Raw genomic sequence first — 21,753 nt, forward strand, 5'->3', positions numbered from 1 at the left:
CTCCCTTCTCCCCTCGGGGGAGAAGGTGGCTCGCGGAGCGAGACGGATGAGGGGGCTGCCAGACGCAGGCCCGCTCTCGCCGTCAGTGGGGCGGATAGAGCCCCCTCATCCGAGCCCTTCGGGCCCACCTTCTCCCCCGAGGGGAGAAGGGAGATTGAATCCCTTCGCGTAGCCCCGGACCCGCTGTAAGACTTCTCTCATGACGGACAGCGACACGAATCTCGACGGCCCGCCTTGGGAAGAGGACGACGTCGTCCAGCGCGACGAGAACACCGACGACATGTTCGGCGCGCCCGCTGCGGCGCCTGAGCCGGTCGCGGCGCCCATTGCTGCGCCCGTCGTCGCCAAGCCCGCCCATGCCGATATCGATATCGAGGCCCATGTGGACGACGGGGCCGCCTATCAGGTTCTGGCGCGCAAATACCGGCCGCGGACGTTCGAGGATCTGATCGGGCAGGAGGCGATGGTGCGCACCCTGACCAACGCCTTCGCCACCGGCCGGATCGCCCACGCCTTCATGCTGACCGGTGTGCGGGGTGTCGGCAAGACGACCACCGCCCGCCTGCTGGCCCGCGCCCTGAACAACGAGACGGAGACCATCGACCGGCCGTCCCTGACCCTGACCGCCCACGGCCGGCACGACGCCGCCATCATGGCCGGCCAGCATATGGACGTGATGGAGATGGATGCGGCGTCGCACACCGGCGTCAACGACATCCGCGACATCCTGGAGAGCGTCCGCTACGCACCGGTCGAGGCGCGCTACAAGGTCTATGTGTTGGACGAGGTCCACATGCTGTCGACGCAGGCGTTCAACGCCCTGCTGAAGACGCTTGAGGAGCCGCCGCCCCACGCCAAATTCATCTTCGCCACCACCGAAATCCGCAAGGTGCCGGTGACGATCCTGAGCCGGTGCCAGAGGTTCGACCTGCGCCGGGTCGAGCCCGAGATCCTGGTCGAGCATCTGGGCCGGATCGCCGACCGCGAGGGCATGAAGATCGAGACCGACGCCCTGGCGCTGATTTCGCGCGCAGCCGAGGGGTCGGTGCGCGACGGCTTGTCGCTGCTGGACCAAGCCCTGGTCCAGGCCGAGCGGGGCGAGACGGTCAAGACCGAGACCGTGCGCGACATGCTGGGTCTGGCCGACCGGACCCAGACCATCGCCCTGTTCGAAAGCGTCATGGCCGGCCGCACGCCCGAGGCGCTGGAAAGTTTCCGCACCCTGTACGGCTTCGGCGCCGATCCGGTGCAGGTGACCAACGACCTGCTGGAACATTGCCACGCGGCGTCGGTCGCCAAGATGCTGGGCCCGAACGCGACGCGCCTTCCCAACGACCAGGCGCAGAAGCTGGCCGCCCTGGGCGCAGCCATCCCGGCGGCCACCCTGTCGCGCACCTGGCAGATGCTGCTGAAGGCGCTGGACGAGGTGCGGCGCGCGCCCAATCCCGCCGATGCGGTCGAGATGGCTATCGTGCGCCTGGCCTATGCGGCCGACTTGCCTGGGCCGGAGGAGGCGCTGAAACGGCTCCAGTCGGGCGAACCGCTGGGCGGCGGCTCGGCCCCGCGTGGCGGCGGTGGTGGAGGTGGCGGTGGAGGCCACGCCAGTACGGGGGCGCAACTGGCCGCTCGCCCCGTCATGGCCCCCGCCCTGCCCGATCCGCAAACCTTTGAACAGGTTGTCGCCCTGATCGGCGAAAAGCGCGAGGTCGGACTTCAGATGGACGTGGAGCGGTATGTGAAGCCGGTCTCGTTCAAGCCCGGCGCCATTGTCTATGAAAGCGTCCAAGGGGCGCCCATCGAACTGGCGCGCAAACTGTCCGCGCGCCTGCGCGAATGGACCGGGCGCACCTGGCTGATCGCCGCCAACGGCCAGGGCGGCGCCGAGACGGTGATCGAACGCCAGAAAAAGGATCGCGCCGCCGAACGCGCGGAGGTCGAGGCCAACCCCTTCATCAAGGCGGTGATGCTGGCCTTCCCCGGCGCCAAGCTGGGCGAGATCAAGACCATCGCCCCGACCGTGGTCACCCCGGAAATCCCCGACATGGTCGAGGATGACGACGACTGAGACTGCACACGCCTTCTGAGGTGCGTCAGTCAGCCTTTAAATCCAAACTCCGTCACCCTCGGGCTTGTCCCGAGGGCCCACCGTCGAGCTGCACGGCCGACTGGAATCCGCGAGCGATGGCCGAACCAGTTGTCCAACCACCGTGTTCGAACCTACCGTGGGCCCTCGGGACAAGCCCGAGGGTGACGGATTAAGGCTTGCCCCCTACCGCGGCGCGCGCTTGGCGAGGATGCGTTGCAGGGTGCGGCGGTGCATGCCCAGGCGGCGGGCGGTTTCCGAGACATTGTGGTCGCACAGCTCGTAGACGCGCTGGATATGCTCCCAGCGAACCCGGTCGGCGCTCATGGGATTTTCGGGCGGCTCGGGAGAATCGCCGGTCGCCAGCAAGGCCTTGACCACGTCGTCAGCGTCGGCGGGTTTGGACAGATAATCGACGGCGCCGGCCTTGACCGCCGCGACCGCCGTGGCGATGGCGCCGTAACCGGTCAGCATGACGATGCGGGCGTCCTCGCGCTTTTCGCGCACGGCCTCGACGACCTTCAGGCCGTTGCCGTCCTCCAGCCGCATGTCGAGCACGGCGAAGGCAGGAGCCTTGTCGCGCAGCAACTGCGTGGCCTCGGCGACGGACTCGGCGGTCGTCACCTGAAAGCCGCGCGCCTCCAGCGCGCGGCCCATGCGGGTGCGCAGGGCTTGGTCGTCGTCCAGCAGCAGCAGGGACTTGTCGGGCAGGGCGGCGATGCGGGCTTCTAGTTCGGACATGCGTTTCTCTCCTGCCGCTTCAAGTCGGGACGGGTAGCGTGTGGGTCAAGGCCAAGGTTCCGCCTGCGACGCTAAGACCTAATCCGGTCATGCCGCGACCTCCAGCGCCGGTCGCGCCCAGCGCACGGCCACGCGGGCGCCGCGTGACGCCCCCTTAGCCTCGGACTGAGCAAGCCCCTGGCCCACGCTGACCGAGCCGCCGGTGCGTTCCAGAAGAGTGCGGGCGATGAAGAAGCCAAGGCCCATGCCGCCCTGGCTGGGGGCGATGGGCGTTTCGGCTGTCGGGCGGCGTTTGGACGGGCGAGCGGCGGCGGCGATCTGGGCGGCCAGGGCCTGGCGGGCCTTGCCCTGGGGCCGACTGGTCACATAGGGCTCGCCAAGGCGGGGCAGGATGTCGCTGGCGAAGCCGGGGCCGTCATCCAGTATGTCGATCTCGATCCAGCCGGCGTCGACCACGGCCTGGACCCGCACGGTGGTCGCAGCGAAGTCGGCGGCGTTCTCGACCAGGGTGGACAGGCCGTGGACCACCTCGGGGAGGCGGCGCACGCGCGGCGCGGGCTGGCCCGGCGGGGTCTTCACCAGCACCTCGAACGCCAGGTCGAAGCCGCGGTGGGGCTCCACCACCTCTTCCAGCAGGGCCTTCAACGACACGTCGGCATAGAGGGCGTCGTCGCCCTCCGGCTGTTGCGACAGCTGGGTCAGTATGCCCCGGCACCGTTCGGCCTGTTGCAGGATCAGGGCGGCGTCCTCGGCCGCGTCGCTGTCGGGGGGCGAGGCGCGCTGAAGCTCCTTGGCCACGACCTGAATGGTCGCCAGCGGCGTGCCCAGCTCGTGCGCCGCCGCCGCCGCCAGCCCGCCCAAGGCCGCCAGCCGTTGTTCGCGTTGCAACACGTCCTGGGTCGTGGCCAGGGCCAGTTCCAGCTTCTCCGCATCGGCCGCCACCCGCCAGGCGTAGCCTGCGGTGAAGACCACCCCGGTCACCAGGGCCATCGCCATGCCCAGCCGATACAGGGTCGGCAGGTGGAAGTTCTCGTGCGGGCGCCACGGCAGCGGCTCGGACCAGAAGAACAGCACCCCGACCGCGATCAGGGCCAGCAGACCCAGCATCAGGGCCTGGCGCCCCGGCAGGGCCGCCGCCGCGATTGTCACGGGCGCGACCAGCAAGAGGCAGAAGGGGTTCTCCAGACCGCCGGTCAAACCCAACAGAATCCCCAGCTGGAAGATGTCGAAGCCCAGATGGATCGCCGTCAGGCGCCCGTCCGGCAGGCTAGCCTCCAGCCGACGCACCCGCGCCATGGCCCCCACGTTCACCGCCGCGCTGATGGCGATGACGATCAGGCAGGGCCAGAGCGGCAGGGGGAAGTGAAGCCCCTGATGCGCCGTCAGGATCGCCGCGCTCTGCCCCATGATGGTCAGCCAGCGCAGCACGATCAGAGTCCGCAGCGAAAACCCGCGCCCCCGACGCGGCGCATCGCCCCACCCGTCTAGCGGCTCGGAAGCCAGACGTTGGGGGGATGATGCGTCGTGCGGCGCCATGCGGGCTTCTGTCGAGGTCACACCGCTTCTATAGACCGATCACATCCGTTTCGTGAGAGGCCGTCATGCCGCGTCGTTCCATCCTGCTGTTCGCGGGCGCCTGTATCGCCATCGCCGTGGCCCTGGCCATCATCACCGTGGTGGTGGTCAGCGGACGCGCCCCGACCTCGAACGGCGCCGAGATCACATCGACCGGCCAGCCCCTGGTCGGCGGCGACTTCAAACTGGTGAACCAGGACGGACAGCCGGTCGATCAGACGATGATGAACGGCAAGTGGAGCCTGGTCTTCTTCGGCTTCACCTACTGTCCCGAGTTCTGCCCCACGACCCTGGCGGAAATGGCCGTCGTGCAGCAGCGGCTGGGCGACAAGGCCGAGGATCTGCAGATCGTCTTCGTCAGCGTCGATCCCCAGCGCGACACGCCCCAGGCGCTGAAAGACTATCTCTCGTCCGACGGCTTTCCCAAGGGGACCATTGGTCTGACGGGCACGCCGGAACAGGTGGCGACGGCGGCCAAGGCCTACCGCGCCTTCTACGAGAAGGTCGGTGAGGGCGAGGCCTATACGATGAACCACTCGCTGACGGTCTATCTGATGGGACCGGACGGCAAGTTCCGCACTGCCGTCGCATATGGGATGGGGCCGGACAAGACGACCAAGATCATCGAGGACGCCATCGCGCGGGGCTGAAGGAAACGCGCCGGATAAGGACGATCCCATAATCCTTTTGCAGGGTGATGCATTATATGTTGCCCTGCACAAACGGCGATGGGCCGTAACGGATCGTCATGCTCTACGCATTTCATGAACTCGCCTACCAATCGGCCCTGCCGTTCCGGGTCGGCGCCCAGATGGCCCGGAACTTCTGGACCTCGCCGTTCAATCTGGCGGCGGACACCGCCATCGGGCGCACGGCCTATGCCTCGGCCGAACTGTTCGAGAGCGTCACGCGGCGCTACGGCAAGCCGGACTGGAAGCTGGAAACCCTGGAAATCGGCGGCAAGACCGTCCGCACCACCGAACAGGTGATCTGGCAGAGCCCGTGGTGCCGCCTGGTCCGTTTCGCGCGCAACATCGGCGACCTGAAGCGGGCGGGCAAACCCGTCGCTGCGCCCGCCGTCCTGATCGTGGCGCCGCTGTCGGGTCACTACGCCACCCTGTTGCGCGGCACGGTCGAAGGCTTCCTTCAGGACCACGACGTCTATGTCACCGACTGGGTCAATGCGCGGCAGGTGCCGATGCTGGAAGGGCGGTTCGACTTCTTCGACTATATCGACCACGTCCGCATGATGCTGGCCGAGATCGGCGGGCGCGCCCACGTCGTCGGCGTGTGCCAGCCCGGCCCGCCGGTTCTGGCCGCCGGAGCCGTGATGGCCGAGGACGGCGACGAGAACCGGCCCCTGTCCATGACCTTCATGGGCTCGCCCATCGACGCGCGCCTGTCGCCGACCGTGACCAACCAGCTGGCGGAGGAAAAGCCCTTCACCTGGTTCAAGTCCAATATGATCCACACCGTGCCCCTGCCCTATTCGGGGTTCGGTCGGCGCGTCTATCCGGGCTTCGTCCAGCTCTACAGCTTCATGTCGATGAACGAGGCGCGCCACCGCGATGCGCACTGGGACTATTTCAACAGCCTGATCGACGGCGACGGCGACGGGGTCGACAAGCACGAGGAGTTCTACGACGAATATCTGTCGGTGCTGGACCTGACCGAGGAGTTCTATCTCCAGACCATCGACATCGTCTTCCAGCAGCATCTGCTGGCGCGCGGCCTCTTGGAACATCGCGGGCGCAAGGTCGATCTGTCCAAGATCACCGACATCGGCCTGATGACGGTCGAGGGCGAGAAGGACGACATTTCCGGCGTCGGCCAGACCCAGGCGGCCCATGGCCTGTGCCCCAACATCCCTGAGGATCGCCGCGTGCTCTATGTCCAGCCGGGCGTGGGCCACTACGGCGTGTTCAACGGCCGTCGCTTCCGTGACGAGATCTACCCCCGCGTCCGCGATTTCATCGCCAAGAACGAGGCCGTCGGTGGCGTACCGCAACGATCAGCGGCTGCCGCTTGACGAAGGGGGCGGGCCTGGTCCCGTCCTGAGACTGTCCGTCAATCCCCGCGCCCGGCGCCTGTCGGTGCGGATCGACGCGCGGGCCGGCGAGGCCGTGGTCATCGCCCCTACCGAGCGCGGCCTGATTCAGGCCGTCGCCTTCGCCCGGACCAAGGCCGTCTGGATCAGCCAACGGCTGGCGGTGCGACCCAAGGGTCGGCCGCTGGAGCCGGGCCAGGTCATTTCCCTGCGCGGCCGTCCCGTGCGGCTGGAGGCCGTGCCCGGCGCAGGGGCCGCACGCCTGGTCGAGGAAGGCACGATCATCCGTTCGGGCGGCGAGGGCGAGGCCTATGCCCGTCGGATCGAGAACCTGCTGAAGCGCGAGGCGCGCGACACCCTGCTGGAACGCACCGACCACCACCTGCGCGCCCTGGGGCAAAAGCCGGTGAAGATGTCGATTGCCGACACCCGGTCGCGCTGGGGCTCGTGCAGCCCGCACAACCGCACCATCCGCTATTCCTGGCGCGTCATCATGGCCCCGCCCCCGGTCATCGACTACCTCGCCGCCCACGAGGTCGCCCATCTGGTCCACGCCGACCACAGCCCGGCCTATTGGTCCGTGGTCGAACGTCTGGTCGGGGATCACAGGCCGTGGCGCAAATGGCTGAAGGATTACGGCGGCGCCCTGCACGCCGTGGGGCGGTAGGTTCCCAGCGTCTCCTCCCCATGAAATGGGGAGGAGACGGATGTCAGAAGAACAGGGCGTCGCCCCTGCGTTCAGGCGGCTGGCGGCCTTCCGGCTGCTGGTCCGGCGTGTCGCGCGGCGCCGGCTGAGGCGCATTTGGACGCATCATCGGCTGGTTGGAGGACGGCTGCTGGATCGGCGCCTGCGGGTCTTCGACATAGGGTTGGCCCAGTAGAGAATCGACCGGCTCCACCGGCAGGCCGTTCTGGTCCAGGCCGCTCATCAGGTCGCCGACCGGGTCGGGCGCGACCCAGCCCTCGGGCATGGCCGGGCCGTCGGGGATGCGCGGGGCGTTCAGGCGCGGCAGGGCCGCCTCCATGAAGCCCTTCCAGATCGCGGCGGGCGACGATCCGCCGGTCACGCCGCGCATGGCGGTGTTGTCGTCCTTGCCCACCCAGACGGCGGTGACGAAGCCGCCGGTGTAGCCGACGAACCAGGCGTCCTTGTAGTCCGAGGTCGTGCCGGTCTTGCCCGCCAGGTCGCGGCCCGAAATCGCCGCCGAACGGCCCGAACCGCTGGAGACCACGCCCCGAAGCATCTGGTTCATGTAATACAGCGACGGATTGTTGATCGCCTGGCCGCTCTGACCCGACTGGCGCTGATAGATGACGCGGCCCTGGGGCGTGCGGATGCGGCTGATGCCATAGGCGTCCACGCGGCGGCCGCCGTTGGCGAAGGCGTCATAGGCGGTGGCCATCTCCAGCGGCGAGACCTCCACCGCGCCCAGGGCCATGGCCGGCTCCAGCCCGATGCGGCTTTCGATGCCCAGGCGGCGCGCGGCGCGGGCCACGCTGTCGCGGCCGACCTGATCGGCGACATAGGCGGCGACCGTATTGGTGGACTGGGCCACGGCCTGAGCCAGGGTCATGTTGCCGCTGAAGGTGCCGGAATAGTTGCGGGGCGACCAGTTGCCGATGGTGATCGGCTGATCGACCACCGGGGTCTGGGGCGTATAGCCGGCCTCGACCGCCGCCAGATAGACGAAGGGTTTGAAGGCCGAACCCGCCTGGCGTTTCGCATCGACGGCGCGGTTGAACTGGCTGTCGGCATAGGAGGCGCCGCCGATCATGGCGCGCACCCGGCCGTCGCCGTCCAGCGCGACCAGAGCCGCCTGCTGTACGCCCTTGCCTTCGTCCCGGTCCAGGATGCGGCGCACCGACCGCTCGGCCGAGGTCTGCAGCGTCAGGTCCAGCGTCGTCTCGACCACCATGTCTTCGGTCGGTTCGCCGACCAGGCTGCGGATCGACTTGTCCAGCCAGTCGATGAAATACTGGGCGTGCTGGGTCGCAAGCGTCCGCGAAACGATGACCGGCTGGGTCACGGCCTGTTCGCGCTGGGCGGCGGTGATGACGCCGGCCTCTTCCATCTCGTTCAGCACGACGGTGGCGCGGGCGGCGGCGCGCTCGCTCTCGGACACCGGCGAATAGCGCGACGGCGCCTTCAGCAGACCGGCCAGCAGCGCGGCCTCGCCCACGGTCAGGTTCTTGGCCGACTTGTCGAAATAGCGTTGCGAGGCGGCCTCGATGCCGTAGGCGCCGGCGCCGAAATAGACCCGGTTCAGATACAGGGCCAGGATCTCCTGCTTGGAGAATTTCATCTCCAGCCAGACGGCCAGCATCAGCTCCTGCACCTTACGGCGCATGTTCTGGTCGGGCGTCAGGAACAGGTTCTTGGCCAGTTGCTGCGTCAGGGTCGAACCGCCCTGAACCACGCGGCCGGCGCGCATGTTCGTCACCATGGCGCGAGCCATGCCGATCGGGTCGAAGCCGGGGTGGTTGTAGAAGCGGCGATCCTCGATGGCGATGAAGGCCGCCGGCACATAGTCGGGCAGGCTGTCGAGATCGGCGGGCGGCGCCATCTGCGTGCCTCGGGTCGCGATCAGGGCGCCGTTGCGGTCCAGATAGGTGATCGAGGGCTGGCGATCGACCTGATACAGGCTCGACGTATCCGGCAGGCCCCGCGCGAAGACGGCGAAGAAGACGACCAGGAAGATCAGCCCCCAGACCGCAAGCACCGCGCTCCAGTAGAACAGCCGTTGCCAGGCCGACCGGCGGGGCCTGCCCTGCGCCTGTTGTCCGCCCGCGTTAACTGGACCCGCCATGACTATCCTTCAGATGCCGCCCTGGGCGGGTTTTCGTTCAGAGGCTGTGTATCGCGTATGAACGACCGCCGAAACGGTCCCACCGACTTCACGGGATCGTGAGCGGCTATTTCGCCGAAAGAAAGGCGTCCAGGTCGGCGTAGAAGACCTGGGGCTGGTCGAACATGATGAAGTGGGCGCTGTCGTCGATGCGCTTCAGTTCGACGCCTTTCAGATTGGCGAACGAGGCCTGATAGATGGCGTCGGTGATCTGGGGCGTCATGCGCGCATCGTTGAACTTGACGTACAGCACCTCGGTCGGGGCGGTGATCTTCGACAGCTCGGGACGCAGGTCGGTGGTGACCAGCTCGCGGAAGGCGGCGGCGGAAACCTTCTGGTCGCTGGTCCGCATGTCCTCCAACGCCTCGGCGCGGCGGCTCTCGGTGTTGATCATGCCGTTGATGCTGGCCGTGGCCTGGGCGACATAGGCCTCGCGCGGGCTGGTGGATTGGGCGGCCCAGATCTGGTCGGCGACGGGGGTAACGCTCTCGGCCGTCGCGCCGGGCGCGCCGAACATCGCGCCCATGAAGGGGATCATGTCCACGACCATCAGCTTGTCCACGCTGTCGGGATGGCGCGCGGCCAGCATCAGGCCGATGGTCCCGCCCATCGAATGTCCGACCACGGCCGGCTTGATCAGCCCATTCTCGCGAATGTAGCGGGCGATCTCCTCGGCGACCGGGGCGGCGACGGGCGTCGGCGTCGCGCCTTGCGCATTGCCCTCGGCCGGCGCGCCGGCGAAGCCCTGGACGTGGATGCGGTGAACGCGCCAGCCCACGCCGTCCTGCGCCGTCAGATGGTCCACCGTCCCCTGCCAGATCTCGGGCGACGAGCTGAGGCCGGGGATCAGGATGATGTCGCGACCGTCCGTGTCGCCATCGACGCGAACATGGATGCGGTCGGAGACGAAGGCCGCATGGCTGTGCCCGTGTTCGGGGTGCGTCCCGTGCCCGTCCTGGGCCGAGACGATAGCCGGCGCGCCCAGCATGGCGGCGGCGATGGCGAGGATGCGGAGCATGGCGAAACTTCCCTTGGACGACCTGAGCGGCGTTCTTCGAACAAGACATAACCCCGCCGAGACAGACAGGGGAAGGCGACGGCGGCCTTGCGCGCTCCTCTTTTTTTCGTTTCGGGGCCGAAACGTCTTCTCACTCTACGCGATCATGCGAATGCGGATGACGTTCGCCTTCGCCCCCGCTAAAGCCATCCCATGACCGACACGCCGAAAAAGGGCTGGTTCCAGCGCCTGTCCGCTGGGCTCTCGCGCTCCTCCAAACAGATGACCGATCAGGTCGTCGCCACCTTCGTCAAGGAACCCCTGTCCGAGGCCTCTCTGGAGCAGTTGGAAGAGCATCTGCTGGAAAGCGACCTCGGCCCGGCCGCCTCCGCCCGCATCGTCGAACGCTTCCGCAGCCTAAAGTTCGGCAAGGACGCCCAGGAGCATGAGGTCAAGGAGGCGCTGGCCGAGGCCGTCGCCGCCGAGCTGTCGCCGCGCCAAGCGACCTTCGATCCGCTGAGCGGACCCAAACCCTATGTCGTCCTGTTCGTCGGGGTGAACGGCTCGGGCAAGACCACGACCCTGGGCAAGATCGCCGACGACCTGACGGGAAAGGGAGCCAAGGTGATGATCGTCGCCGGCGACACCTTCCGCGCCGCCGCACGTGAACAGCTCAAGGTCTGGTCCGAACGCGCCGGCGCCCATTTCGAGAGCCGCCGCGACGGCGCCGACGCGGCCGGCCTGGCCTTCGACGCCTATACCAAGGCCAAGGCCGAGGGCTTCGACGTCGTCCTGATCGACACGGCCGGGCGATTGCAGAACAAGTCCGCCCTGATGGACGAACTGCTGAAGATCGTGCGGGTGCTGAAGAAGATCGATCCCGAGGCGCCGCACGACACCCTGCTGGTGCTGGACGCCACGGTGGGCAGGAACGCTCTGGCCCAGGAACAGATCTTCGGCCGCACCGCCTTCGTCACCGGCATCGTCATGACCAAGCTGGACGGCACGGCGCGCGGCGGGGTGCTGGTGCCTGTGGCCCAGGCGTCGGACGCCCCCCTGATGCTGATCGGCGTGGGCGAAAGCGTCGAGGACCTGCAACCGTTCGACGCGCGCGCCTTCTCCCGCTCGCTGGTGGGACTGGAAGACTAACATGACCGAGACACCTCGCAAGGCCTCCAACATCCGCCAGGCCGTCGATTTCGGCGCCTTGGTCGCCTTCATGGCCGCCTACGCCGTCAACCGCTTCGCGCGCGGCCTGGACGGGCAGGAGGCGCTGGTCCAGGCGACCTGGGTGCTGGTCGGGGCCTCGGCCATCGCGCTGATCGTCGGCTATGCGGTGGAACGGCGCCTGGCGCCCCTGCCCCTGCTGACGGGCGGCTTCGCCCTGATCTTCGGGGTGCTGACCATCGTGTTCCACGACCCGAACCTGTTGAAGATCAAGCTGTCGATCCAGAACGGTCTTCTGGCGGTCGTGCTGCTGGGTTCGCTGCCGATGGGCCGTTACCCGTTCAAATATCTGCTGGGCGACGCGATCAAGATCACCGACCTGGGCTGGCGCGGCCTGACCCTGCGCTACGGCCTCTATTTCGCAGCCGTCTGCATCGTCAACGAGATCGTCTGGCGCACCCAGTCGGACGACACATGGGTGGCTTTCCGCGGCGGCCTGTGGATCGCCTCGGCCGTCTTCGGCGTCTGGCAGGTCTTCTTCATCATGAAACACATGATCAAGGACGAGGAACCCGCCCCCGTCTCGCCCGATACGGGGCTGTAGGTCCGACGAACTGTCACGGAACCGACGCGCTTTTCCCGTCAAATCGTAAAGCATAGCTGATACGTGTTCGGACGAAACTTGAGGGAGCGGTGCGATGGTGAAGGCTGGAAAAGCGATAAAGAAGGTCGGTCCCCTAGCGACCTCGCCCAGCCACCTGATGCACCGCGCGCTTCAGCTCGCGCTCGATATCTATGCCGAGGAAACCGGCGCCGACGGCCTGACCCAGCGCCAGTTTGCGGTGCTTGAGGCGGTGTCGATCAAGGCCGGTCTGACCCAGACCGAACTGGTGCGCATGACCGGCATCGACCGCTCGACCCTGGCCGACCTGGTCACCCGCATGACGGCCAAGGGCCTGCTGGAGCGGGAGCGTTCGACGCTGGACGCCCGCGCCAAGGCGGTCCGTCTGTCGACGCAAGGGGCCGCCCGCCTGGAGGCCGCCCGTCCGCTGGTCGAGGCCGCCGACAAGCGGATCATGGCCCTGCTGCCCAAGGGCCAGCGCGAAACCTTCCTGGCTCAGCTGGCCGAGCTGGCCGCCGCCGCCGACGCCGCCCCCGACGCCGCCAAGGCCGAGGCCAAGGCCGCCAAGAAGGCGCTGAAGGCGGTCGAAAAAGAAGCCAAGAAGGCCGAGAAAGCCGCCAAAAAGGCCGACCGCCCGGCCAAACCCGCCAAGGTCAAGAAGCCCAAGCTCCAGATCGTCGAGACGGCCTAAGACTGGGGTTTGGGCCTTACGCTGAAGCGCCGCGCCCTGACGTCTCGGCCTCTGGCCCATCCGCATCGGCATCCGGATCGCGACCCTGGCTGCGGTCGAACCACCGCATGACGGGCGTGACGGTGATCCCATGCAGCAGGATCGACATCAGGCAGATCAGACCGACGATGGCCCATAGGCGGTCGCCGCCCTCGAACGGCGCGGCGTTCAGCCCATAGGCCAGATAGTAGAACGACCCCACGCCGCGGATGCCGAAGAAGCCCAGGATCAGCTTCTCGCGCAGAGGTCGCTTCCAACCGATCAAGCCGATCATCCCGGTCAGCGGTCGCACGACCAGCACGATCACAGCCGCCACCGCCGCATCGACCGGTCTCAGCGGCGCCAGCAGACCCGACACCAGCGCTCCTCCAAAGAGGACCAGCACCACCATCATCGCCATGCGTTCGATCTGCTCGATGAAGTCGTGCATCTGGGCGTGGAAATCGTGGTCCCGGTCGGCGTGCCGGAACGCCAGCGCCGTGATGAAGACCGCCAGAAACCCGTAGCAGTGCAGCATCTCCGTCACCGAATAGGAGATGAAGGTCGCCGCCAAAACGATGAAGCCGTCGCGTGTCGCCGCAAGCCGCGAGCGGACCGGGATTGCAAAGGTCAGCCACCCGAACAGCCAGCCGATCGCCCAGCCGATACCAAGCCCCGCGCCGATCTCCCACAGCACGCTGACGGTCAGCCATTCCACGAACCATTCGGTTTTCTGGCCCGACGCCACCAGCGCCAGGGCGATGGCCAGGTTCACAAACGGAAACGCCAGCCCGTCGTTCAGCCCTGCCTCAGACGTCAGGCCGAACCGAACCTCGTCTTCTCGCCCTTCGCGCGGCGCGCCCACCTGGATGTCGGAGGCCAGAACCGGATCGGTCGGGGCCAGCGTCCCGGCGAGCAGGATCGCCCCGGCCAGCCCAAGCCCCAGCACCGTCCAGCCCAGGATCACGATCGCCGCGATCGACAGCATCATGGTCACGCCCAGCAGTCGCCAGGTCACCCCCCAGCGCCGCAGGTTGAAAATCCTGTCGATCTTCAGACCGGCCCCCATCAGCGCGATGATCACCACGAACTCGGTCAGACGCTCGGTGATGTCGGGATAGGTCTGAGGCAGCGGATCGAACCCCACCTGCGGCAGGGCGAAGATCACGGCCCCGAGGATCACGCAAACGATCGGCAGCGACAGTGGCGCACGCCGGAACACCAGCGGCAACCACGCCACCAGAGCGACCAGCGCCCCCACCACGAACAGCATCAGGATATAGGGATCGGGCATGGCTCTCCGGGGGCCGTCAACGAGACCGTGCTTGCCTAATGCGACAGCGCACAGAAGGTCGCTGACGCCGCGCAATAGCGTCATCAGAGAGAGGCCGCCAATCCTCCACCGCCGATGCAAACGACCCTTCTGCGCTGCCTAAAGCGGCCGCCGCAGGGCTCCACAGCCTCGTCTGCTTTCCACCCCGACCATAGGCATGTCCTTTTGCGGCGCCTGCGCTCCGCTTTGCCGGTAAAGGTCTATCCTCGTCATTTCAGGGCGAGAATGACGGCTTAAAGAAGGGTCTAGCTCTTCTTGCGAAGTCGCTTCGCGTTGGCCGTCGCCGTCTTGTGGATCGGGGCCAAGGCCTCGGCCTGGGCCTTCATCAGTTCGCCGTTCAGGGTCATGGCCTGGGCCGCCGCCCGGCTCCACCAGCCCATTGCATAGCTGAGCTGGGCTTCGGCCGCCTTTGCGGGGGTGCGCGCCTGGGTGACCGCCGCCGCCGCCCGCAGCGCATGCGCCCCCTCGTCCATCGCCGCGCGTCCCAGCCGCTGGCCGATGGCTCCGGCGCTGGCGGCCATGGCGTCGGCCGAGGCGGACAGGGCCTCGGTCTTCTCCGAACTCATCAGCGACAGCTCCTTCAGGTCCTGACCCTTGGCGCTGGTCAGCCCCTGAGCCATCAGGCCGGTGCGGACCGCGATCACCTCGGCCGAGGCGGCCAGAATCTCGGCGCCGACGATGGCTGCGTTGGCGGCGGTGGGGGACTTGCGGGTCAGTGAGGACCTCCAGGTTGAGTCTCTGCGGCGAAGGCCGCGATGTCGCTCAACAGGGCGGGGATCGCCGCGTCGATGATCTGCCGGCCCTTTTCGGGACTGGCCTGCGCCGGATCCGAGCCGATACGGCCGTCGGGGAAGCGGGCGCGATAGTCCAGGGCGTCGCGGATGGGACCGTTGGGCGCGATCTGGGGCGAATAGTCCGCCGTCTTGATCCGGTCGGGATAGGCGGCCTGCGTCACCGCGATTTCGGACGGCGTGGCGTGCATCCCGTGGCCAGTGGGGAACAGGCGGTTGCACAGGCCGTGGACGCCCGGCAGATCCCACCAGTTCTTCAGCTTCAGGATGAAGGGCGGCTGATCCTCGACGAAGCTCCACTCCGCGTAGATCTCAGAGATGGTCGCCTCGATGGTGGCGACGTTGCCGCCGTGGCCGTTCAGGAAATAGATCCGCTCGAACCCGTGCCGGCTCAGCGACGACACCCAGTCCGTGATCGCGGCCATGAAGGTCGATGGGCGCAAGCTGATGGTGCCGGCGAAGGCCAGATGGTGCTGGGCCATGCCGATGTTGAACGTCGGGGCCACGATCAAACCGCCGTCGGTCTTCTCGGCCGCATGGGCGATGATCTCGGGGCACAGCCAGTCGGTGCCCAAAAGGCCCGTCGGTCCGTGCTGTTCGTTGGAGCCGATGGGCACGACGACCGTCTTCGACAGAGGACCGCCGTCGTTCAGCCGGGCGTCGATCTCGGGCCAGGACGACAGATGGATCAGCATGGCGACACTCTCAGGCTACAAAACACCAGCGCTTCTAGCGCGGCGGGGTCAAGAAGTCTTCGCTTCGGATGGGGGCGCATGGGCGACGACGAAGATCCGGGCCGCCTCCCTGGCCCGCGCCGGGCGCTTCTCGGGCGCCAGCTGCGGCACGTCCAGCATGGCGCGCAAATGGCCGTGGCCCAGCACCAGGCCGGCGAACATCTCGGCCGCCTCGTCGGGATCGGCGACGGTCAGACGCCCCAACCGCGTCTGTTCCGCCAGCCAGGCCGCCAGTTCTCGCAGGCTGCGACGCGGCCCGGCCTCATAGATGGCGTGGGCGATCTCGGGCGCCTCGACCGACACCAGGGCCACGCCGCGCATCGAGCCGACCTTGTCGGCGCTGCACACCCGGTCCAGCAGGGTCAGGGCCAGGGTCTCCAGCACCGTCTGCGGATCGCCGGTCCCGCGCAGGGGCGCGATGATGTCCTCGACGCGCTTGCTCGCCAGGGCCTGCGCGATCTCCAGCTTCGAGGCGAAGCGGTTGTAGACCGTCTGTTTGGACACGCCGGCCAGCTTGGCGATCTCGTCCATCTTGGCCTGCAGCCCCTTGTCGGCGAACAGGGTCGCGGCGGCGTCCAGGATCGCCTCGCTCTTCTTTTCGTCCACCTGTCCGCGACGGCGCGCCATCAGTGGACGTCCGAGGGCGGGGCGCCCGCCTGGGCCTTCACCGGCTGGGCCGCCAGGGTGACGAAGGCCGCGCCCGCGCACATGATGCCCAACAGGGCGAAGGCGTCGCCGAAGGCCATCGTCGTCGCCTGCCGTTGCAGAATCCCATAGACGGCCTTCATCGCCGAGGCGGCCGGGTCGATGGAGCCGGAGAACCGCAACGCCATTCCCGCCAGCATCTGCTGCATCGCCTGGTCGCCCTGGGTGATGCCGCTGGTCAGTTCGGCCATGTGCAGAGCGGTGTTGGTGGTCAGGCTGGTGTTCAGGATCGCCAGGCCGAAGGCGCCGCCGACGTTGCGCGCCAGGTTGACCAGACCCGAGGCGTTCTTGACCATGTGCGGCGGCAGGGTCGCCATCGTCACCTGTTGCGAGGCGATCATGGCCAGCATCACGCCCACGCCCCGGAACGCCTGGACCGAAGCGAACTCCCAAAAGCCCCAGTTCTGGGTGACGACCCGCGCCTCCCACATGCCCCAGGCGCACAGCATGAAGCCGCCGAACATCAGGATACGCGCATCCATCTTGCGCACCAGACGCCCGGCGAAGGGGGCGGTGGCGAACATGGCAAGACCCGAGACGACCATGGTGGTGCCCACCTGGGACGACGAATAATCCAGCACCCGCCCCAGGAACAACGGCAACAGGAAGGTGCCGCCGTACAGGGCGAAGCCGACGATGAAGGTCATGACGAAACCGACCAGGAAGTTGCGGTTGGCGAAGGCGCGCAGCTCGACGATCGGCTGGCGATAGGCCAGGGAACGCCAGATGAAGACCGGCCCCGCTACGGCGGCGACCACCGACAGCAACAGGATGTGGGTGTCGTCGAACCAGTCGTTCTTGGAGCCTTCCTCCAGCACATATTGCATGCTCATCAGGAAGGTCGCCATGAAGCCCAGGCCCCACCAGTCGAACCCCTTGGCCAGGGACGGGTCGCCCTTGTCGAAGTTCCCGTAGCGGCCGACCAAGAACAGCACCAAGAGGCCCGGCCCGACGTTGATGAAGAACAGCCAGCGCCAGCTCAGCCACTCTGTCAGGTGCCCGCCCAGGGTGGGGCCGACGGTCGGCGCCAGGGTGACGATCAGGCCTATGACCACGCTGGCCGTGACCCGCTTGTCCGGCGGGAAGGCGGTGAAGGCGACGGCGAAGACAGTCGGGATCATGGCCCCGCCGACGAAACCCTGGATGGCCCGGAACAGGATCATCATGTCGATGGACGACGACAGGCCGGTGGCGATGCTCATCAGGACGAAGCCGGCGCACGAGGCCAGGAACAGCCGCTGCGTCCCCCACAGCCGCGACAGGAAGCCCGACAGCGGGATCATGACGACTTCGGGGATCAGATAGGCGGTCTGGATCCAGCTGATCTCGTCGGCCGAGGCGCCGACGCCCGCCTGAATCTGAGGCAGCGAAGCGGCGACGATCTGGATGTCCAGGATGGCCATGAACTGGCCCACCACCATCCCGGCGAAGCCGAGCAGCAGCATGGTCCAGTTGATCTCGGGATGGCCGGCGACGGGGCCCTTGGGCGCGGCAGGGGCCCCGCCGTCTGCGGCGGGGGCGGCGGCGGTCACTGGCCTGCGGCCCCGATCGCGGCTTCGCCGAAGCTCTGGCCGCCCTGGCTCTTCAGATCGATCTTGACGTCCACCGACAGGCCGGGACGCAGCGCCAGACTGCGGTCGGCGCCGCTGACCACGATCCGCACCGGCACGCGCTGGGTGATCTTGGTGAAGTTGCCGGTGGCGTTCTCGACCGGGATCAGGGCGAACTCGGATCCGGTGGCGGGGGCGAAGCTGTCGACGCGCCCCTCGATCTTGCGGCCGGGGAAGGCGTCGGCCGAAATCTCGACGGTCTGGCCCAGGCGCACCTTGTCCAGCTGCGTCTCCTTGAAGTTGGCGACGATATAGGTCTGGGTCAGGGGCACGATCGACAGCAACTGGGTGCCGGCATTGACGTATTGGCCAGCTCGCACGCTGCGGGCGCCGACGACGCCGGCGGCGGGCGCGCGGATAACGGTGCGCTCCAGGGCGATGCGAGCCTGATCGACGACGGCGCGCGCCTGTTCGACGGCGGCGACGCTCTGCTGGCGGGTCGAGCCGAGCACTCCGGCGGTGCGTTGTTCGGCGACCAGGGCGGCCTGGGCCTGCTGAACCCCGGCGGTCGCGGTGGCGGCCGAGGCGCGCTCGGTCTGGATGCGCTGCTGCGACACCCATCCCTGTTCGGCCAGCTTGCCGTAGCGATCGACCTCGGCGCGCGCCAGGCCGGCCTGGGCGTTCGCCTGGGCGACGGAGGCGGCGCGGGCGGCGATGGTCGCCTGTTCCTGCTCGGCCTGGGCGTCGACATGGCCGACGGCGGCGATGGCGGCGGCCAGATTGGCCTCGGCCTGGGCCAGCTCGGCCTTCTGGTCGGAATCGTCCAGCTTGACCAGGATCTGCCCCGCCTCGACCCGCTGGTTGTCGCCGACCAGAACCTCGGTCACCCGGCCCGACAGCTGCGGGCTGACCAGGGTGGTGTCGGCCTGGACGAAGGCGTTGTCGGTGGTCTCCCACCGCTGGCCGTTCACCCACCAGATGACGCCACCCACGATCAGGGCGAGGCCGACGATGACCGCCGCGAACAGCGGCAGGCGTTTCTTGAGTTCAGGCGACATTGGACATCCGGGGAGGGTGCGACGTTTTGAAGCGGCGCTAAAATGGACCCCGCCGTCCAGAAATCAATGTCCAATCGCGCAAAACCCGATCACGACGCGTTTTCGTGTATGTCCTCGCCGCATGAACGACCGCGCCCGAGCCTCCAATCCCCTGCCGTCCCAGGTCGATGTCGTGGTGATCGGCGCCGGCGCGGCCGGGATCGCCGCCGCGCGCCGCCTGACGCGGCCCGGCTTGTCCCTGTTGGTCCTTGAGGCCCGCGACCGGATCGGCGGGCGCGCCTGGACGGTCAGGGCCGAAGGCGAAGGCTTGGACATGGGCTGCGGCTGGCTGCACTCTGCCGACGACAATGTCCTGGCCGGGCGGGTCGAGGCCGAGGGGCTGACGCTGGATCAGACCCCGCCGCCCTGGCGCACCCAGGCCTTCGATCACGAGATGACCCGTGCGGACCAGGTCGCGTTCGGGGAGGCTTTCGCCGCCTTCGACCAGCGCGTCACCGAGGCGGCGGCGCGGGGCGAGGACCGCCCGGCCTCCGATTTCTTCGATCCCGACAGCCGCTGGAACGCCCGGATGGACGCCATCTCCGGCGCCCTGAACGGCGCTCGCTTCGCCGAGGTCTCCAGCCTGGATTACGACGCCTATGGCGATACCGGTGTGAACTGGCGGGTGCGCGAGGGTTATGGCCGGCTGATCGCGCGCCTGGGCGAGGCCGTGTCGCCGGTCACGGTGACGGACTGCGCCGTGCGTCGCATCGACCGATCCGGCCCCTTGCTGCGGCTGGAAACCAACCGGGGCGAACTGACCGCGCGGATCGTGATCCTGACCGTGCCCAACAGTCTGATCGCCAGCGAGACCATCCGCATCGACCCGCCCGTTCCGATCCTGCTTGAGGCGACGGCGGGCGTGCCCCTGGGTCTGGCGTCCAAGGTGCATATGACGGTGCGCGGGGCGGGCGATTTCCAGCCCGACACCCAGCTGTGGACCCGCACCGACACGGCCGAGACGGGCGGCTATCACCTGCGGCCGTTCGGGCGGCCGATGATCGAGGCCTATTTCGGCGCCGACCTGGCCTGGGGACTGGAGGCGCAAGGCCCGGCCGCCCTGTTCGATTTCGCCCTGTCCGAACTGGTCGCGGCCCTGGGTTCGGACATGCGCAGACGGCTTGAGGCGGTCGCGGTCAGCGGATGGGGTGTCGATCCCTGGTCGTGCGGCGCCTATTCCCACGCCCTGCCGGGGCATGCGGCGGACCGGGCGAAACTGCGCACCTCGGTCGAGGACCGGATCTTCCTGGCCGGCGAGGCCACGGCCCGCGTCTATTACGGGACGGCGCACGGAGCCTGGATGGAGGGTCGTCGGGCGGCCGATACGGCCCTCATCGCGCTGGGTCTTGACCCGCGTCGCGACGACGGCGACAGCGAGGCATGAAGCCCGCCAAGGCCCGAAAACCCGCCGCGAAACAGGCCGCCAAACGCCCGTCCATCATGACCGGCGCATCCATCCCCGTGCTGCGCTGGCCGCCGGACGAGGACCGGGTCGAGACCATCTTCGAACGCCTGTCCGGCGTCATGCCCGACCCCAAGACCGAGCTGACCTTCTCCAACCCCTACACCCTGGTCGTCGCCGTCGCCCTGTCGGCCCAGGCCACGGACGTGTCGGTGAACAAGGCGACCGACCGGCTGTTCAAGGTCGCCGACACGCCGGAAAAGATGCTGGCCCTGGGGGAGGAGGGGCTGGTCCCCTACATCGCTTCCATCGGCCTTTATCGCGGCAAGGCCAGGAACGTCATCGCACTGAGCCGCATCGTGCTGGAGCAGCATGGCGGCGAGGTCTCTTTGAACCGCGCCGATCTGCAGGCCCTGCCCGGGGTGGGACGCAAGACGGCCTCGGTGGTGCTGAACGAGTTGGGCATCGAGGCCGCCATCGCCGTGGACACCCATGTCTTCCGTGTCTCGCACCGGCTGGGCTTGGCCAACGCCGCGACGCCGGACAAGGTCGAGGCCCAGTTGTTCAAGGTCGTGCCGGAAGACTGGCTGCCCAAGGCGCACCACTGGCTGATCCTGCACGGCCGCTACACCTGCACGGCGAAGAAGCCCAAATGCCTGTCGTGCGTTATCGCCGACCTGTGTCCGTCGCGCGCCGGACTGCTGGCCCTGAGCGAGGCGGGCTAGGAGCCGGCGTCCGGCGGGAGTTCCGAAGGGGTACCGCTCAAGCTTTCGTTGGCTTCCAGATCGGCGATCATTTTCTGAAGAAGATCGCGCAACTGGGCGATCTGCGGGTCGGAGAGCGGCAGACGGTCCACGACCTCCCGCCGAACGTCCAGAACCTGTCGCCGCAGGCCCCAGGCCTTGGCCGTGGGCTGGACCCAGACCTTGCGTTCGTCCTTTTCGTCGCGCCGACGATCCAGCAGACCGGCGGCCTCCATCTTCTTGACCTGTGGGGTCAGGGCGCCCGTCTCCATATGGGTGCGGCGGCCGACCTCGCCCATGGTCACGGGGCCTTGCGTCTCCCACAGGGCGAGAAGGATGAGGTACTGCGGATGGGTCAGGCCCAAGGGGTCCAGCAAACGCCGATAAAGGCGCGTCACCAGACTGCTGCTCGTCTGGAGCGCCAGACACAGTTGGGCGTCGATCTCCAGGTCGGGAATACGTCCCTCGGTGCGTGATTGGGAAGCCATGATGGTCTTTAGAACACGCTTCGCACGGGCCAAAAAGAACCGAAGCAATCGGTTCCATCAAAGCTCAAAAATATATCAGGTCTGATATAATCATTTGTTAGTTAGATGGACCTACTGCCGACG

The 21,753-nt window shown here is 67.6% G+C and carries 20 protein-coding genes; 9 read left to right on the forward strand and 11 right to left on the reverse strand.

Annotated features, from left to right (window positions below; translation table 11 throughout):
• The first annotated feature begins 199 nt into the window (after positions 1-199).
• Positions 200-2,065: a DNA polymerase III subunit gamma/tau gene (locus ACP7BH_RS08960; protein ID WP_425981905.1), complete on the forward strand. Its 1,866-nt coding sequence runs from the start codon at positions 200-202 to the stop codon at positions 2,063-2,065.
• Positions 2,066-2,269: 204 nt separating this feature from the next.
• Here the strand turns inward: ACP7BH_RS08960 and ACP7BH_RS08965 are convergent, their stop codons facing one another.
• Entirely contained in the window at positions 2,270-2,824 is a 555-nt protein-coding gene (locus tag ACP7BH_RS08965; protein ID WP_135194551.1) for an ActR/PrrA/RegA family redox response regulator transcription factor, read from the reverse strand.
• Positions 2,825-2,911: 87 nt separating this feature from the next.
• On the reverse strand, positions 2,912-4,360 hold the full coding sequence (locus tag ACP7BH_RS08970; protein ID WP_425981902.1) for an ActS/PrrB/RegB family redox-sensitive histidine kinase: 1,449 nt from the start codon (positions 4,358-4,360) through the stop codon (positions 2,912-2,914).
• Between the two features lie 65 nt (positions 4,361-4,425).
• On the opposite strand from ACP7BH_RS08970, the gene ACP7BH_RS08975 reads away from it, so the two are divergent.
• The 3 genes from ACP7BH_RS08975 to ACP7BH_RS08985 all read left to right on the forward strand — a co-directional run bounded on the left by ACP7BH_RS08975 (position 4,426) and on the right by ACP7BH_RS08985 (position 7,113).
• Positions 4,426-5,049: an SCO family protein gene (locus ACP7BH_RS08975; RefSeq protein ID WP_425981899.1), complete on the forward strand. Its 624-nt coding sequence runs from the start codon at positions 4,426-4,428 to the stop codon at positions 5,047-5,049.
• Positions 5,050-5,147: 98 nt separating this feature from the next.
• Positions 5,148-6,428 (forward strand): polyhydroxyalkanoate depolymerase, encoded by a 1,281-nt coding sequence (locus tag ACP7BH_RS08980; RefSeq protein ID WP_425981896.1) that lies wholly within the window; start codon positions 5,148-5,150, stop codon positions 6,426-6,428.
• Positions 6,394-7,113: a M48 family metallopeptidase gene (locus tag ACP7BH_RS08985; protein WP_425981894.1), complete on the forward strand. Its 720-nt coding sequence runs from the start codon at positions 6,394-6,396 to the stop codon at positions 7,111-7,113. The genes ACP7BH_RS08980 and ACP7BH_RS08985 overlap by 35 nt, the downstream gene beginning before the upstream one ends.
• A 43-nt stretch (positions 7,114-7,156) precedes the next feature.
• Here ACP7BH_RS08985 and ACP7BH_RS08990 read toward each other — a convergent pair whose 3' ends face one another.
• The gene (locus ACP7BH_RS08990; RefSeq protein ID WP_425981891.1) at positions 7,157-9,253 is read right to left on the reverse strand and encodes a PBP1A family penicillin-binding protein; all 2,097 of its coding nucleotides are present in this window, start codon (positions 9,251-9,253) and stop codon (positions 7,157-7,159) included.
• A gap of 106 nt (positions 9,254-9,359) precedes the next feature.
• Positions 9,360-10,310 (reverse strand): alpha/beta fold hydrolase, encoded by a 951-nt coding sequence (locus tag ACP7BH_RS08995; protein WP_425981889.1) that lies wholly within the window; start codon positions 10,308-10,310, stop codon positions 9,360-9,362.
• A 192-nt stretch (positions 10,311-10,502) separates the two neighbouring features.
• On the opposite strand from ACP7BH_RS08995, the gene ftsY reads away from it, so the two are divergent.
• The 3 genes from ftsY (at position 10,503) to ACP7BH_RS09010 (ending at position 12,769) form a co-directional block, all read left to right on the forward strand.
• Positions 10,503-11,438, forward strand: a complete 936-nt coding sequence (ftsY, locus tag ACP7BH_RS09000) for a signal recognition particle-docking protein FtsY (RefSeq protein ID WP_425981886.1) — start codon at positions 10,503-10,505, stop codon at positions 11,436-11,438.
• A gap of 1 nt (position 11,439) precedes the next feature.
• Complete coding sequence (locus ACP7BH_RS09005) at positions 11,440-12,060, forward strand: inner membrane-spanning protein YciB (protein ID WP_409716839.1); 621 nt, start codon at positions 11,440-11,442, stop codon at positions 12,058-12,060.
• A gap of 94 nt (positions 12,061-12,154) precedes the next feature.
• Positions 12,155-12,769 (forward strand): MarR family winged helix-turn-helix transcriptional regulator, encoded by a 615-nt coding sequence (locus ACP7BH_RS09010; protein WP_425981884.1) that lies wholly within the window; start codon positions 12,155-12,157, stop codon positions 12,767-12,769.
• 16 nt (positions 12,770-12,785) lie between these two features.
• Here the strand turns inward: ACP7BH_RS09010 and ACP7BH_RS09015 are convergent, their stop codons facing one another.
• From ACP7BH_RS09015 to ACP7BH_RS09040, 6 genes are all read right to left on the reverse strand, one after another.
• Positions 12,786-14,081 (reverse strand): cation:proton antiporter, encoded by a 1,296-nt coding sequence (locus tag ACP7BH_RS09015; RefSeq protein WP_425981882.1) that lies wholly within the window; start codon positions 14,079-14,081, stop codon positions 12,786-12,788.
• Between the two features lie 284 nt (positions 14,082-14,365).
• Positions 14,366-14,764, reverse strand: coding sequence for a phasin family protein (locus ACP7BH_RS09020; protein WP_425981879.1), 399 nt, complete (start codon positions 14,762-14,764; stop codon positions 14,366-14,368).
• A gap of 68 nt (positions 14,765-14,832) precedes the next feature.
• A complete protein-coding gene (locus ACP7BH_RS09025; protein WP_425981877.1) occupies positions 14,833-15,606 on the reverse strand; it encodes a creatininase family protein in 774 nt (257 codons plus the stop codon).
• A 48-nt stretch (positions 15,607-15,654) separates the two neighbouring features.
• Positions 15,655-16,272: a TetR/AcrR family transcriptional regulator gene (locus tag ACP7BH_RS09030; RefSeq protein ID WP_425981874.1), complete on the reverse strand. Its 618-nt coding sequence runs from the start codon at positions 16,270-16,272 to the stop codon at positions 15,655-15,657.
• Positions 16,272-17,882, reverse strand: a complete 1,611-nt coding sequence (locus ACP7BH_RS09035) for a DHA2 family efflux MFS transporter permease subunit (protein ID WP_425981871.1) — start codon at positions 17,880-17,882, stop codon at positions 16,272-16,274. Before ACP7BH_RS09035 ends, ACP7BH_RS09030 begins: the two co-directional genes overlap by 1 nt.
• Complete coding sequence (locus tag ACP7BH_RS09040) at positions 17,879-18,958, reverse strand: HlyD family secretion protein (protein ID WP_425981869.1); 1,080 nt, start codon at positions 18,956-18,958, stop codon at positions 17,879-17,881. The genes ACP7BH_RS09035 and ACP7BH_RS09040 overlap by 4 nt, the downstream gene beginning before the upstream one ends.
• Before the next feature lie 121 nt (positions 18,959-19,079).
• Here ACP7BH_RS09040 and ACP7BH_RS09045 point away from each other — a divergent pair, with 121 nt between their 5' ends.
• A complete protein-coding gene (locus ACP7BH_RS09045) occupies positions 19,080-20,381 on the forward strand; it encodes a flavin monoamine oxidase family protein (RefSeq protein ID WP_425981867.1) in 1,302 nt (433 codons plus the stop codon).
• On the forward strand, positions 20,378-21,124 hold the full coding sequence (gene nth, locus ACP7BH_RS09050; protein ID WP_425981865.1) for an endonuclease III: 747 nt from the start codon (positions 20,378-20,380) through the stop codon (positions 21,122-21,124). Before ACP7BH_RS09045 ends, nth begins: the two co-directional genes overlap by 4 nt.
• On the opposite strand, the gene ACP7BH_RS09055 is transcribed toward nth, so the two are convergent.
• Entirely contained in the window at positions 21,121-21,630 is a 510-nt protein-coding gene (locus ACP7BH_RS09055) for a MarR family winged helix-turn-helix transcriptional regulator (RefSeq protein ID WP_425981863.1), read from the reverse strand. The two genes, nth and ACP7BH_RS09055, sit on opposite strands and share 4 nt — an antisense overlap.
• Positions 21,631-21,753: the final 123 nt, after the last annotated feature.

Origin of the sequence: Brevundimonas sp. TWP2-1 (genome assembly GCF_049897645.1) — a bacterium.
Taxonomy (GTDB): Bacteria; Pseudomonadota; Alphaproteobacteria; order Caulobacterales; family Caulobacteraceae; genus Brevundimonas.